Genomic DNA, 14,636 nt, shown 5'->3' on the forward strand with positions numbered 1-14,636 from the left:
TTGTCTACGGGGTTAAGATTAACCACGGCTCCTTAAGCCAACCTGAAATTGCTCGCGGGCATGATAGCGCATGCCTCGAGCACTGTTGCAGTGTGTGCGCAAGCGCCACCGGGCAGCTGACCACACAGGCACAACCACTCACTGCGGCCATGCTGGTAGAATCGCCGCCATTCTCGCTTGCAACAGAGTTACTACCCCGTGGAAATTTTCAAAGAGTTCACCTTCGAATCGGCCCATCGCCTGCCCAATGTCGCGCCTGGTCATAAATGCGGCCGCTTGCACGGCCACTCGTTCAAGGTTGCCCTGCACCTGACCGGCCCGCTTGACCCGCATACCGGCTGGATCCGCGACTTCTCCGAGATCAAGGCGATTTTCAAGCCGATCTACGAGCAGCTCGACCATAACTATCTGAACGACATTCCTGGCCTGGAAAACCCCACCAGCGAAGTGATCGCGGTGTGGATTTGGCAGCAGGTGAAACCGCTGCTGCCAGAACTGTCCAAGGTGCGTATTCACGAAACCTGCACCAGCGGCTGCGAGTACAGCGGCGCGTAGGCGGTTTCAGTCTATCGAGGGTTTCGGGTGCGGCGGCACGCATGGGTTGTCGATACACATCAGCAACACACCCGGCCTGCCGCGGCCTGTATTCAGATACCCTTGCCCGTTCTCTACCAGTCGGCGCACCTTGACAGCTTCAAGGCCGCCATAGAGAGACAGGTTCAGGTGCAGACCGCCCTCCACCAAGCGCTCCGGATTCAGGCATGCGATGTGCCAGAGCGGCGTCTTCAAGCCCTTTCTGAGTTTGTAGAGCGGCAAGTCGAGATCAATCTGCGTGTCTACCGGCAGTTTTACCACCGGCGCGACACCGATCGGATCTTTCAGGGCTATTACCCCTTCTTTATCGGTCAGGCTTCCAGCTTTGGCGTCTGTAGGGTAAAAACCCAGATAGCCGCTCCTGCTAACGTCCAACCAGTAGTTGAGCCTGGGATACTGGTCGCCGTTGCGGCCAGTATAGGCCGGGCGGATCTCGTAGACGTAGCCCAGCGCATGGCGATAGGTGCCGAACCAGAAGGTATCGACACCGAGCGATTGTCGTAAATCTTCACCCTGCCATTCGTCCGGCGGAAATGAATCTGGCCGTGTTCCGTCATAATTGCGGCTCGCTATCAACCAGCCGCTGTCGCTATTCCAGCCATCGAATTCGGTCCAGAGCGGCCGGGACAGGTCGTCGCCGTCCTCCCATACCGCAGGGGTCGAAACATAATCTGCCAGTTGCCAGCGGCAGCGGGCGGTAAAACTCAGTTCAGGCATGAATACAAGGCTGCTCATCACGTCACTCCAGCTTGAAGGAGCGATGAACGCTAAGGACTGCTGGTGCCGCGCGGCAGCTGGAAGGCTACCCCAGCACGTCCTTGAGAAACGACGGTGCGATGTAGCGCTGGTAATGTGCTTCGGACAACAGGAAGAACTCCCGGTCGATGGCGTCGCGCAACTGTGGCAGATCCCAGCCACGAAACTCAGGCAACAGCGCCATGCCATAGGCCTCAAGGTCACGGATCATCCGCGCGCCCCTGGCAATCAATTGGTAGGCCCAGCAGTACTCTGACTGCTGCGCGACGAAGCGGATCGAACGCTGCTCCAGTTGCTGGCGCAAGCAGTCTTTGTCGAACACTTCAAGCTTGGCCATCATCACTTGCACCAGCAACTGCTCCAAGCGCAGCCAGACCGCCCGCTTGGCCTCCTCGCTGTAGCCGTTCCAGTGGATCACTTCATGATGAAAGCGCTTGCAGCCGCGGCATACAAGGTCGCCGTAGACGGTCGAGCAGAGCCCGACGCACGGGGTTTTGATGGACTGATTGGACATGAACAGACAACAGCTTGGCGGTGGCACACGGCTCCATGTTAGCCCTTTGTCTAACCAGGGTCACTTGTTAAAGTCTCATCCCGCGCCTTACTTTTGTTCAGTTTTTGCCGTAGAATCAATCCGCCTTTTCAAGGCAACAATGTCCGTTGGAAGCTGTTTTCAAAGCGTCACGAAGCACAGTTAATCCGGTAGAACGGTGTTGGCCGGCCCATGCAGCCCTCGCATGTGCCGCGCCAACCCCTCATCAGCGCTCCGTTCTACAGGCGTAAAACTTTGAAAACAGCTTCTGCAAGGATTTTCCGCACGCCTGGCTGGACGGCTCACGAAGCCGTATTGCGCATGGCCGCGTTGAATTCTGGATGAGCGTCCCGGACTCCCTTTAGGGACCACTGATGAGGGTAATAACTGTGCTTGAAGCCTACCGCAAACATATCGAAGAGCGTAAAGCCCTGGGCATCGTGCCCCAGCCGCTGAACGCCGAACAGACTGCAGGCCTGGTCGAACTGTTGAAAAACCCGCCAGCCGGCGAAGAAGCCTTCCTCGTTGACCTGATCACCAACCGCGTACCACCAGGCGTTGACGAAGCTGCTTACGTCAAGGCCGGTTTCCTCTCGGCCATCGCCAAGGGCGAAGCCACTTCGCCACTGCTCGACCGCAAGCATGCCACCGAGCTGCTCGGCACCATGCAGGGCGGCTACAACATCGAGACTCTGGTCGCGCTGCTGGACGACGCCGAACTGGCTGCCGTCGCGGCCGAACAGCTCAAGCACACCCTGCTGATGTTCGATGCTTTCCATGACGTCGCCGAAAAAGCCAAGGCGGGCAACGCCCACGCCAAGGCTGTGCTTGAGTCCTGGGCCAATGGCGAGTGGTTCACCAAGCGCCCTGAAATTGCCGAAAAGTACACCCTGACCGTGTTCAAGGTGCCTGGCGAAACCAACACCGACGACCTCTCCCCTGCACCGGATGCCTGGTCGCGCCCTGATATTCCGCTGCACGCCCTGGCCATGCTGAAAATGGCCCGTGACGGCATCGAGCCTGAGCAACCAGGCTCGGTCGGTCCGCTCAAGCAGATCGAAGCCATGCGCGCCAAAGGCTTCCCGGTCGCCTACGTCGGTGACGTGGTCGGTACCGGTTCGTCGCGTAAATCGGCAACCAACTCGGTACTGTGGTTCTTCGGTGACGATATCCCCAACGTGCCGAACAAGCGCGCTGGCGGTTTCTGCTTCGGCACCAAGATCGCTCCGATCTTCTACAACACCATGGAAGACGCCGGCGCCCTGCCAATCGAATTCGACTGCAGCAACCTGGCAATGGGCGACGTCATCGACGTGTACCCGTTCAAAGGTGAAGTACGCCGTCACGAAAGCGACGAGCTGGTCACCACCTTCGAACTGAAGACGCCAGTCCTGCTCGACGAAGTCCGTGCTGGCGGCCGTATCCCGCTGATCGTTGGCCGTGGCTTGACCGACAAGGCGCGCACCGAGCTGGGCATGGGTCCAACCGACCTGTTCAAACTGCCGGACGCACCGGTCGATACTGGCAAGGGCTTCACCCTGGCGCAAAAAATGGTTGGCCGTGCCTGCGGCATGCCAGAAGGCCAGGGCGTACGTCCAGGCGCCTACTGCGAACCGAAGATGACCACCGTGGGCTCGCAAGACACCACCGGCCCGATGACCCGCGACGAGCTCAAAGACCTCGCCTGCCTGGGCTTCTCGGCTGACCTGGTCATGCAGTCGTTCTGCCACACTGCGGCTTACCCGAAGCCAATCGACGTCACCACCCACCACACCCTGCCGGATTTCATCCGCACCCGTGGCGGCGTGTCGCTGCGTCCTGGCGACGGCATCATCCACAGCTGGCTGAACCGTATGCTGCTGCCTGACACCGTCGGCACCGGCGGCGACTCGCACACCCGCTTCCCGATCGGCATCTCGTTCCCGGCCGGTTCCGGCCTGGTCGCCTTCGCCGCTGCCACCGGCGTGATGCCGCTGGACATGCCAGAGTCGATCCTGGTTCGCTTCAAGGGCAAGCTGCAGCCTGGCATCACCCTGCGTGACCTGGTCCATGCGATCCCGTACTACGCCATTCAGCAAGGCCTGCTGACCGTCGAGAAGAAAGGCAAGATCAACGCCTTCTCGGGTCGCATTCTGGAGATCGAAGGCCTCGACGAGCTGACTGTCGAGCAAGCGTTCGAGCTGTCCGACGCTTCCGCCGAGCGCTCTGCTGCTGGCTGCACCATCAAGCTGCCGGAAAAAGCGGTTGCCGAATACCTGCAGTCGAACATCACCCTGCTGCGCTGGATGATCAGCGAAGGCTACGGCGATGCGCGGACCATGGAGCGCCGTGCGCAAGCCATGGAAGCCTGGCTGGCCAACCCGCAGCTGCTGTCTGCAGACGCCGATGCCGAATACGCCGAGATCATCGAAATCGACCTGGCCGACGTCAAAGAGCCTGTGCTCTGCGCGCCGAACGACCCGGACGACGCCCGCCTGCTGTCTTCGGTACAGGGCGAGAAGATCGACGAAGTGTTCATCGGCTCGTGCATGACCAACATTGGTCACTTCCGCGCTGCTGGCAAGCTGCTGGAGAAGGTCAAGGGCGGTATTCCGACCCGTCTGTGGCTGGCTCCGCCAACCAAGATGGACGCTCACCAGCTGACCGAAGAAGGCTACTACGGCATCTACGGCAAAGCTGGCGCGCGCATGGAAATGCCAGGTTGCTCGCTGTGCATGGGTAACCAGGCACGTGTGCAGACCGGTTCGACCGTGGTTTCCACGTCGACCCGTAACTTCCCTAACCGTCTGGGCGATGCCACCAACGTCTACCTGGCTTCGGCCGAGCTGGCAGCAGTGGCTTCGATCATCGGCAAGCTGCCGACCATCGAAGAGTACATGCAGTACGCCAAGGACATCGACAGCATGGCTGCCGACGTCTACCGCTACCTGAGCTTCGACCAGATCGCCGAGTTCCGTGACGCTGCGGAAAGCGCCAAGATCCCGGTTGTTCAGGCGTAACATCCGGCGGGAGCGTTGAGCTTCCAGCGGCATGAAAAAACCCGGCAGAAATGCCGGGTTTTTTTTGGGTTGTTGATGGAGGGATCATTCATTGCGTAACCGGCGGCGCCAGCAGAGCCAACAATTTTCAGCCTAACGGTCGATTCCGTCGACTCGGCCGGCCTCTTCGCGGGGCAAGCCCGCTCCCACAGGGTCGGGGAGTGTCTGGGTTGTATGATCGATGAGCGCGCCGACAAGCTACTCCATCAGGATTTCGACCAGCACCTGCGCTGGCGCACTCAACTCCACCCCCTGCCGCGTCACGACCTCGTACGGCTCACTGCGTGACTGCAATTGCAATGGCAGCCTCACCAGCATCCCGTGATCCAGCGCGACCTTGGCCACATCCCACGGCATCACCGCCAGCAAGCCCGGATCCTGCAACAGCATCGACAACGTGGTGAAGGTCGAAGACGTTTCGATCGGATACTGCGGAAAGCTCAACCCCGCCTCGCGAAACTCACGCTCCAGGGTCAGGCGCATCGGCATGTTCACCGGGAACACCACCCACCGCGAATCGGCCAGCTGTGCCAGGTTCAACGAAGCGCTGGCCGCCAGCGGATGCGCCGGGTTGGCCACCAGCACCAGCTGCTCCTGGTGCTTGACCCGGCTGTGGTACGCCGCCGGGCGCGGGCTGACACTGGTCCGGCAGATCACCACATCCAGTCGGCCCTGATCGAGCAGGGTCAACAAGCGGTCACTGGTGTCCTCGACCACCGCCACCGACAGGTCCGGCTGGCTTTCGCGCAAACGCGCCAGGCCCTCCACCAGAATCGGCACCGCCCCCATGATCGTGCCCACCGACAACCGCCCGCCATGGCCCTGGAGAATTCCCAGCATCTCTTCACGCAGGTGCGCCAGGTCGTTGCCGATCAAGCGCGCATAACGCACCACGCAACGCCCCAGGTCATTCGCCTGCAGGCCCTTGCTGGTGCGCTCGAAGAGCACCGCGCCCAGGGTCGATTCGATCTCGTTGAGGGCCTTGGTCGCCCCCGGCTGGGTAATCGACATGGCCTCGGCCGCCTTGTGGATCGAGCCCAGCTCGTCAAGGCTGATCAGCAGGCGTAGCTGGCGCAAGCGCAGGCGCGACGCCATGGAACTCAAAGGTGGCAGCATAGGGGATCACTAAAAGTTATCACGGGGTCAACAGCTCTCATTAGGCAGCAACGCCGCGCAAATTTAAAGTGGCCGCACGTGCTTCCCCACAACAACAAACCGGAGCCAGCATGCGCCTGATCCAATTCGAAACCGCACCCGCCCAGCGCCACGTCGGCGTGGTCGAAGGCGACCTGATCCAGGTCGTGCGTGACACCACCCACCTGCGTGAACTGGCCTTGGCCGCCATCCGCAACCAGCGCAGCCTAACCGCCGAAGTGCTCGAGCGCGGCCTGGACAGCAGCGACCAGCGCTACAGCCAAGCCCTCGCCGAATGCCGGGTATTGCCACCGCTGGACCACGAAGATCCGGCCCACTGCCTGGTCAGCGGCACCGGCCTGACCCACCTGGGCAGCGCCTCGACCCGCGACAAGATGCACCAGCAGAAAGTCGACGACAGCGCCGCCCTCACCGACACCGCGCGGATGTTCCAATGGGGCATCGATGGCGGCCGTCCCGCCGCCGGCAGCGCAGGCGCGCAGCCGGAATGGTTCTACAAGGGCGATGGCTCGTGCGTAGTACGTCCGGGCCAGGCCTTGCAGACCCCGGCGTTCGCCGAGGACGCCGGTGAAGAGCCGGAGCTGGCCGGGCTCTATGTGATCGGCGATGATGGCCAGCCCTACCGGCTGGGCTTTGCCATCGGCAACGAGTTTTCCGACCATGTGATGGAGCGGCGCAATTACCTCTACCTGGCCCATTCCAAGCTGCGCAACTGCTCGTATGGGCCGGAACTGCGCGTGGGCGAGCTGCCGCGCCACCTGCAGGGCACCAGCCGGATCCGCCGGGGCGACCAGGTGATCTGGGAAAAGGACTTTCTCAGTGGCGAGGACAACATGTGCCACTCGCTGGAGAACCTCGAGTACCACCATTTCAAATACGTCCAGTTCCTCCGTCCGGGCGATGTCCACATCCACTTCTTCGGCACCGCGACCCTGTCGTTCGCCGATCAGGTCAAGGCCGGCGAAGGCGATGTGTTCGAGATCAGCCTGGCCGAGTTCGGCGCGCCGCTGCGCAATGGCATTGCCCTGGCGCCGGCGGCCATCTCACCCGGAGCGGTGACCACGCTCTGACCCGACGGCGGCGCAGGGCCGCGCCGCCGCGGCATTTCATAACAATCACAAGAGTGAGATGAGCATGAACAACAGCCCTTACCCGGCGGCCCCCGCGCCCGCCCTGGCTACCGCCGACAGCGCCAAGCCGACCACCGTGCGCTGGCGGATCTTCCTGATCCTGCTGTTGCTGGCCGCGATCAACTACATCGACCGCGCCTCGCTGTCGGTGGCGCTGCCGTTGATTTCCGCAGAGTTCGAACTGACTCCGGCGCTCGAAGGCCTGATCCTCAGCGCGTTCTTCTGGTCGTACGCCTTGATGCAGATCCCTGCCGGGGTGCTGCTCGACCGCTTCCAGGTGCGCAACATCATTGGCGTCGCGACCATCGGCTGGGGCGCCTTCCAGGCCCTTGGCGGCTTCGCCCACAACTGGATCACCCTGCTGGTCACCCGCATCGGCCTGGGCGTCGCCGAGTCGCCGATCATGCCCGCCGGCGCCAAGCTCAACGGCGCCTGGCTGACCCCCAACGAGCGCGGCCGCGGCGCCACCCTGGTGGACGGCGGCGCGCCGCTGGGCACCGCCCTTGGCGCGATCATCATCGCCGGGCTGATCACCTGGTTCGACTCCTGGCGCATCGCCTTCATCATCGCCGGCGTCGGCACCGTGGCCGCAGGCCTCTGGGCCTGGTGGTACATCCGCAACCACCCCAGCGAACACCCGCAGGTGAACGCCGCCGAGCTGGCCTACATCACCCAGGCCAACGATGCCGCGAGCAAGGCCAACGGCAACCGCAAGGCGGTGCTCAAGGAGCTGCTCAAAAGCCGTTCGGTGCTGTGCATGTTCGCCGGCTACGCCTGTTACAACAGCGTGTTCTATGGCCTGCTGACCTGGATGCCGAGCTACCTGCACAAGGCCCACAACCTCGACATTAAGGCCATGGGCGGGGCGACCTTCCTGATCTTCATGTGCGGTTTCGTCGGCGAGCTGATCGGCGGCTGGATTTCCGACAAATGGAAGGCCAAGGGCGGCCAGCCCAACACCGTCATGCGCAGCATGTTCGCCGGCTCCGCTGCGGTCGCCGCGCTGTGCATCCTGCTGGTGGCCTACACCCCGGACGCCGGCCTGGTCATCGCACTGCTCTGCGTGGCGCTGTTCTTCATCCGCTGGTGCGGCATGTACTGGTGCCTGCCGGCGATTCTCGGCGGCAAGTCCAAGGCCGGCGTGCTCGGCGGCAGCATGAACTTCTGCGGCAACATGGTCGGCGTGCTGGTGCCGATCCTGATCGGCCTGATCGTGCAGTTCACCGGTTCCTACTTCCTGGCCCTGATCTTCTTCGTGGTCATGGCCTTCGGCCTGATGCTGTTCTCCGGCCTGATCGACTATCGCGAGCGCGGGCTGGCCTGAGCCACGCGCCCCATTGAGGTGATTGTCATGCAACTCATTACAACAACAGGCAGTGCAAGCGCTGCCAACGCCGTGATCCGACTCAACCCCCTGGACGATGTGCTGGTCGCCCGCCAGCCGCTGCCCGAAGGCCTTTTGCTGGATGAAGGGATCACCGTGCGCGAGCCGATCCCGGCGGGCCACAAGCTGGCCGCGCGCGCCCTGGTCACCGGCCAGCCGCTGCGGCGCTATGGGCAGATCATCGGCTTCGCCAGCCAGGCGATCGCCGCTGGCGAGCATGTTCACGTGCACAACCTGGCGATGGGCGACTTTGCCCGCGACTATGCCTTCGGTGTCGACGCCAAAGGTCGGCAGGCGCCGACCGACGACACCTTCATGGGCATCGTGCGCAGCGATGGCCGGGTTGCCACACGCAACTACATCGGCATCCTGACTTCGGTGAACTGTTCGGCCACGGTGGCGCGGGCGATCGCCGACCACTTCCGCCGCGACATCCACCCCGACGCCCTGGCGCCCTACCCCAATGTCGACGGCGTGGTCGCCCTGACCCATGGGGTCGGCTGCGCGGTCGATCCCGGTGGCGAAGCGCTGGCGATGTTGCGCCGCACCCTCGGCGGCTACGCCGTGCACGCCAACTTCGCCTCGGTGCTGCTGATCGGCCTGGGCTGCGAAACCAACCAGATTCCCGACCTGCTCGCCGCCCAGGGCCTGGAGAGCAGCCATGCGCTGCGCACCTTTACCATCCAGGGCACCGGCGGCACCTCGAAGACCATTGCCAGCGGCATAGCCCAGGTCAAGTCGTTGCTGGCCGAAGCCAACCAGGTCGAGCGCCAGCCGGTCAGCGTTCGCCACCTCACCGTGGGCCTGCAGTGCGGTGGCTCGGACGGTTACTCGGGGATCACCGCCAACCCGGCGCTGGGCAATGCGGTAGACCGCCTGGTCGCCGCCGGCGGCACTGCGATCCTGTCGGAAACCCCGGAGATCTACGGTGCCGAACACCTGCTGACCCGCCGTGCGGTGAGCCAGCAGGTCGGCGAAAAGCTGATTACCCGGATCCAGTGGTGGGAGGCCTATTGCCAGCGGATGGGCGCCGAACTGAACAACAACCCGTCGGCGGGCAACAAGGCCGGTGGCCTGACCACCATCCTCGAGAAGTCCCTCGGCGCCGTGGCCAAGGCCGGTTCCAGCGACCTGGTGGATGTCTACGAGTATGCCGAGCCGGTACGCGCCCACGGCCTGGTGTTCATGGACACGCCCGGCTATGACCCGATCTCCGCCACCGGCCAGGTCGCCGGCGGCGCCAACCTGATCGCCTTCACCACCGGCCGCGGCTCGGCCTACGGCTGCGCGCCCTCCCCGTCGATCAAGCTGGCGACCAACACCCGCCTGTGGCAAACCCAGGAAGAGGACATGGACGTCAACTGCGGCGGCATCGCCGACGGCAGCATGACCATCGAAGAACGTGGCGAATACATCTACCGCATGATGCTGAGCATCGCCTCGGGCGAGCGCAGCAAGAGCGAACAGCATGGCTACGGCCAGAACGAGTTCGTGCCGTGGCAGATCGGCGCCATTACCTGATTCCCAGTCTTGTCATTACAGGAGCCCGCATGACCCGCATCCTCGGTCACAACTACATCGCCGGCCTGCGCTCGGCGCAAGGCGACACGCTGCTCGAGAGCCTCGACGCCAGCACCGGCGAACCCTTACCGGGCGTCTTCAGCCAGGCCACGCAGGCCGAAGTCGACGCCGCCGGCAACGCCGCGGCGGCCGCCTTCCCGGCGTACCGCAACCTGCCCGCCGAGCGACGCGCGGCGTTTCTCGAGGCGATTGCCGACGAGCTCGACGCGCTGGGCGATGACTTCATCGCCACCGTGTGCCGCGAGACCGCCCTGCCCAGCGGCCGTATCCAGGGCGAGCGCGCCCGCACCAGCGGCCAGCTACGCCTGTTCGCCCAGGTGCTGCGCCGGGGTGATTTCTATGCCGCACGCATCGACCCCGCGCTGCCCGAGCGCCATCCGCTGCCGCGGCCCGACCTGCGCCAGTACCGGATCGGCGTGGGTCCGGTGGCGGTGTTCGGCGCCAGCAACTTCCCCCTCGCCTTCTCCACCGCCGGCGGCGACACCGCCTCGGCCCTGGCCGCCGGCTGCCCGGTGGTGTTCAAGGCGCACAGTGGCCACATGGCCACCGCGGAAGCGGTCGCCGACGCCATCCTGCGCGCCGCCGAGCGCAGCGGCATGCCGGCCGGGGTGTTCAACATGGTCTACGGCGGCGGGGTCGGTGAGTGGCTGGTCAAGCACCCGGCGATTCAGGCGGTCGGCTTCACCGGTTCGCTCAAGGGCGGCGAGGCCCTGAGCCGGATGGCCGCCGAGCGCGCGCAGCCGATCCCGGTGTTTGCCGAGATGTCCAGCATCAACCCGGTGATCCTGCTGCCCGCGGCGCTGCAGGCGCGTGGCGAAAGCCTGGCGCGCGAGCTGGCGGCGTCGGTGACGCTGGGCTGCGGGCAGTTCTGTACCAATCCTGGCTTGATCATCGGCATACGCTCGGCGGCGTTCGCCGACTTCATCGCGCTGTTCAAGGCGCAGATGGCCGAGCAGCCGGCGCAGACCATGCTCAACCTGGGCACGCTGGCCAGTTATCGCCAGGGGCTCGAGCAGCTGCACAAGCACCCGGGCATCCGCCACCTGGCGGGCGCGGCGCAAGGCGCGCGGCAGGCGCAGCCGCAGCTGTTCCAGGCGGACGTCGGCCTGCTGCTGGGGGGCGACAGGCTGTTGCAGGAAGAGGTGTTCGGCCCGGCCACGCTGGTCATCGAAGTCGCCGACCAGGCGCAGCTGGCCGCTGCCGTGCAGGCGTTGCGCGGGCAACTGACGGCCACCTTGATCGGCGAAGCGGTGGAGCTGCCGGACTACGCCTGGCTGAGTGAGTTGCTGCAGGACAAGGTCGGGCGGGTGCTGCTCAACGGCTACCCGACCGGGGTCGAGGTGTGTGACGCGATGGTGCATGGCGGGCCTTACCCGGCGACCTCGGATGCGCGGGGGACCTCGGTCGGCAGCCTGGCGATCGACCGCTTCCTGCGGCCGGTGTGTTTCCAGAACTACCCGGATGCGCTGTTGCCGCCGGCGCTGCAGGATGGCAATCCGCTGGGGATTTCACGGTTGATCGAGGGTCGACAGAGTCGGGCGGTGATTGTTCGCTGAGGTCAGGCAGGTCGGGCCTCTTCGCGGGACAAGCCCGCTCCCACAGGTACCGCGCTGATCTTGCGAACGGCGCAATACCTGTGGGAGCGGGCTTGTCCCGCGAAGAGGCCGACACTGGCGCCACACCTGTGCGACGCTCGCCTCAGATCACCCACAGCTCAACGAACGTGTGCACCGGCGTCGCCTCCAGGCGCGCCTGGGCCTTGCACAGCTCGAAGATCTCGGCACAGCGCTGCCCGGCAAAGCGCGTGGCGAGGTTGGCCTTGAACTTCTCTTCCAGCAACGGAATCCCCTCGGCACGCCGGCGCCGATGACCAATCGGATATTCCACGGTCACCTGCTCGGTGCTGCTGCCATCGTTGAAGAACACCTGCAGCGCATTGGCAATCGAGCGCTTGTCGGCCTCGAGGTACTCGCGGCTGAACCGCGGCTCTTCGACGATCTCCATCTTCTCGCGCAGACGGTCGATGGACGGGTGGGCGGCGTGGAAGCTGTCTTCATAGTGCTCGGCCACCAGGTTGCCGAAGATCAACGGCACCGCCGTCATGTACTGCAGGCAGTGATCGCGGTCGGCGGCGTTGGCCAGTGGACCGACCTTGGAGATGATGCGGATCGCCGACTCGTGCGTGGTGATGACGATGCGCTCGATTTCGTGCAGGCGGTTACGCACCTTCGGGTGCAGCGTCACCGCCGCCTCGCAGGCAGTCTGTGCGTGAAACTCGGCAGGGAAGCTGATCTTGAACAGGACGTTTTCCATCACATAGCTGCCCAACGCCTGCGGCAGGCTGAAGCTGCGCTGGGCAGGCGGCTTGAGCGCGAGGTCCTTGTTGGTGTGGCTGAACAGCACATCATAGAAGCCCCACTGCGGCGCCGTGAGCACACCGGGAATGCCCATCTCGCCGCGCAGGGCGATATCGGCCAGGCGCACGCCGCGACTCGACGCGTCGCCCGCGGCCCACGACTTGCGCGAGCCGGCGTTGGGCGCGTGGCGATAGGTGCGCAACGCCTGGCCGTCGACGAAGGCGTGGGACAGCGCCGAGAGCATCTGCTCGCGGTTGGCCCCCATCAGCTTGGCGCACACGGCAGTCGAAGCGACCTTGACCAGCAGGACATGGTCAAGGCCGACCCGGTTGAACGAGTTTTCCAGGGCCAGTACGCCCTGGATCTCATGGGCCATGACCATCGCTTCGAGCACGTCGCGCATGCTCAACGGCGGCTCACCGCTGGCTACCCGGCGCTGCGAGAGATGGTCGGCCACCGCCAGGATGCCGCCGAGGTTGTCCGACGGATGGCCCCACTCGGCGGCCAGCCAGGTGTCGTTGTAGTCCAGCCAGCGCACGATGCAGCCGATGTCCCAGGCCGCCTTGACCGGGTCCAGCCGGTACGAGGTCCCGGGCACCCGCGCGCCATGCGGCACCACGGTCCCCTCGACCAGCGGCCCGAGGTGCTTGCAGCACTCGGGAAAACGCAGCGCCAGCAAGCCGCAGCCCAAGGTGTCGATCAGGCAGTTGCGCGCAGTGTCGAGGGCCTCCGCCGAGCCGACCTGGTAGTCGAGCACATAGTCGGCGATGGTCTGCAACACCCGGTCATAGTCCGGGCGGTCGTTCAGGTCAACGTTGGCACTCATCTCTCATGACTTCCTGTGGCAGAGGGTCGAACGAAAAGTCGAGCACCACACGCGTGCTAGAAGGCGTCGCCGGGCACTCGCACCCAGCCTTCCATCAACACGCGAGCGCTGCGGCTCATGATGGCCTTTGTCACCCGCCACTCACCGTCGACCTGGCGTGCCTCGGCGCCCACGCGCAAGGTCCCGGACGGATGACCGAAGCGCACGGCGCTGCGCTGCTCGCCACCGGCGGCGAGGTTGACCAGGGTACCGGGGATCGCTGCGGCGGTACCGATGGCCACCGCCGCGGTGCCCATCATGGCGTGGTGCAACTTGCCCATGGACAGGGCACGCACCAGCAGGTCGATATCTGCCGCCGCGACCTCTTTGCCACTGGACGCAGCATAAGCAGCCGGTGCCGCGACGAAGGCCACCTTGGGCGTGTGCTGACGTTCGCGGGCCTGCTCGAGGTTGCTGATCAAGCCCATGCGCAGTGCGCCATAGGCGCGAATGGTCTCGAAGCGCGCCAGCGCTTGCGGGTCAGCATTGATCGCATCCTGCAATTCGGTGCCGCTGTAACCGAGGTCTTGCGCATTGAGGAAAATGGTCGGGATGCCGGCGTTGATCAGAGTCGCCTTGAACGTGCCAACCCCTGGCACTTCCAGGTCATCAACCAGGTTACCGGTGGGGAACATCGCCCCACCGCCTTCATCATCGGCGGCCGGCTCGACGAACTCCAGTTGCACTTCGGCAGCAGGGAACGTCACCCCGTCCAGCTCGAAGTCACCGGTCTCCTGCACTTCGCCGTTGCTGATCGGCACGTGGGCAATGATGGTCTTGCTGATGTTGGCCTGCCAGATACGCACCGTGGCAGTGCCGTTGTGCGGGATGCGCGCTGGGTCGACCAAGCCGCTGCTGATAGCGAACGCGCCGACCGCTGCCGAGAGGTTACCGCAGTTGCCGCTCCAGTCGACAAACGCCTTGTCGATGGCGACCTGGCCGAACAGGTAGTCAACGTCGTGCTCAGGCTTGGTAGTGGTCGAGACGATCACCGCCTTGCTGGTACTGGACGTGCCGCCGCCCATGCCGTCGGTCTGCTTGCCGTATGGGTCGGGGCTGCCAATCACGCGCAGGATCAGCGCGTCCCGGGCAGGCCCGGGCTGGCGAGCGCGCTCCGGCAAATCTTGCAGGGAGAAAAACACGCCTTTGCTGGTACCACCACGCAAGTAGGTGGCGGGGATTTTGATCTGCGGTGCGTAGGTCATGATTGAGTCCTATGAATTCTGCGGTCTAGCCGGGGCCGC

11 protein-coding genes are annotated in these 14,636 nt (G+C 64.3%); 6 read left to right on the plus strand and 5 right to left on the minus strand.

Annotated elements, in window-relative coordinates; translation table 11 throughout:
- Window positions 1–198: 198 nt before the first annotated feature.
- Window positions 199–555, plus strand: a complete 357-nt coding sequence (gene queD, locus IDM28_RS15010; protein WP_101320994.1) for a 6-carboxytetrahydropterin synthase QueD — start codon at window positions 199–201, stop codon at window positions 553–555.
- 6 nt (window positions 556–561) lie between these two features.
- Here queD and IDM28_RS15015 read toward each other — a convergent pair whose 3' ends face one another.
- Both IDM28_RS15015 and IDM28_RS15020 read right to left on the minus strand, forming a co-directional pair.
- Window positions 562–1,329 (minus strand): hypothetical protein, encoded by a 768-nt coding sequence (locus tag IDM28_RS15015; RefSeq protein WP_223175927.1) that lies wholly within the window; start codon window positions 1,327–1,329, stop codon window positions 562–564.
- 67 nt (window positions 1,330–1,396) lie between these two features.
- A complete protein-coding gene (locus IDM28_RS15020; protein ID WP_188036348.1) occupies window positions 1,397–1,864 on the minus strand; it encodes a DUF1289 domain-containing protein in 468 nt (155 codons plus the stop codon).
- Window positions 1,865–2,271: 407 nt separating this feature from the next.
- Between IDM28_RS15020 and acnB the strand changes: the two genes are divergently transcribed.
- Window positions 2,272–4,881 carry a bifunctional aconitate hydratase 2/2-methylisocitrate dehydratase gene (gene acnB / locus IDM28_RS15025; RefSeq protein ID WP_101321000.1) on the plus strand — a complete coding sequence of 870 codons (2,610 nt, stop codon included), beginning with the start codon at window positions 2,272–2,274 and terminating at the stop codon, window positions 4,879–4,881.
- Between the two features lie 237 nt (window positions 4,882–5,118).
- Here acnB and IDM28_RS15030 read toward each other — a convergent pair whose 3' ends face one another.
- A complete protein-coding gene (locus IDM28_RS15030; RefSeq protein WP_101321002.1) occupies window positions 5,119–6,036 on the minus strand; it encodes a LysR family transcriptional regulator in 918 nt (305 codons plus the stop codon).
- 110 nt (window positions 6,037–6,146) lie between these two features.
- Here IDM28_RS15030 and araD1 point away from each other — a divergent pair, with 110 nt between their 5' ends.
- The 4 genes from araD1 (at window position 6,147) to IDM28_RS15050 (ending at window position 11,726) form a co-directional block, all read left to right on the plus strand.
- Window positions 6,147–7,145 carry an AraD1 family protein gene (gene araD1, locus IDM28_RS15035; RefSeq protein ID WP_188036349.1) on the plus strand — a complete coding sequence of 333 codons (999 nt, stop codon included), beginning with the start codon at window positions 6,147–6,149 and terminating at the stop codon, window positions 7,143–7,145.
- A gap of 64 nt (window positions 7,146–7,209) precedes the next feature.
- The gene (locus IDM28_RS15040) at window positions 7,210–8,529 is read left to right on the plus strand and encodes an MFS transporter (RefSeq protein ID WP_188036350.1); all 1,320 of its coding nucleotides are present in this window, start codon (window positions 7,210–7,212) and stop codon (window positions 8,527–8,529) included.
- Window positions 8,530–8,556: 27 nt separating this feature from the next.
- Complete coding sequence (locus IDM28_RS15045) at window positions 8,557–10,110, plus strand: UxaA family hydrolase (RefSeq protein WP_101321006.1); 1,554 nt, start codon at window positions 8,557–8,559, stop codon at window positions 10,108–10,110.
- Window positions 10,111–10,139: 29 nt separating this feature from the next.
- Window positions 10,140–11,726, plus strand: coding sequence for an aldehyde dehydrogenase (NADP(+)) (locus IDM28_RS15050; RefSeq protein ID WP_188036351.1), 1,587 nt, complete (start codon window positions 10,140–10,142; stop codon window positions 11,724–11,726).
- A 142-nt stretch (window positions 11,727–11,868) separates the two neighbouring features.
- On the opposite strand, the gene prpD is transcribed toward IDM28_RS15050, so the two are convergent.
- Both prpD and prpF read right to left on the minus strand, forming a co-directional pair.
- Window positions 11,869–13,353 carry a 2-methylcitrate dehydratase gene (prpD, locus tag IDM28_RS15055; protein WP_188036352.1) on the minus strand — a complete coding sequence of 495 codons (1,485 nt, stop codon included), beginning with the start codon at window positions 13,351–13,353 and terminating at the stop codon, window positions 11,869–11,871.
- Window positions 13,354–13,409: 56 nt separating this feature from the next.
- Window positions 13,410–14,597 (minus strand): 2-methylaconitate cis-trans isomerase PrpF, encoded by a 1,188-nt coding sequence (gene prpF / locus IDM28_RS15060; RefSeq protein ID WP_188036353.1) that lies wholly within the window; start codon window positions 14,595–14,597, stop codon window positions 13,410–13,412.
- Window positions 14,598–14,636: the final 39 nt, after the last annotated feature.

It is taken from the genome of Pseudomonas sp. EZ-C24, from assembly GCF_014525325.1.
In the GTDB taxonomy this organism is placed as follows: Bacteria; Pseudomonadota; Gammaproteobacteria; order Pseudomonadales; family Pseudomonadaceae; genus Aquipseudomonas; species Aquipseudomonas shirazensis.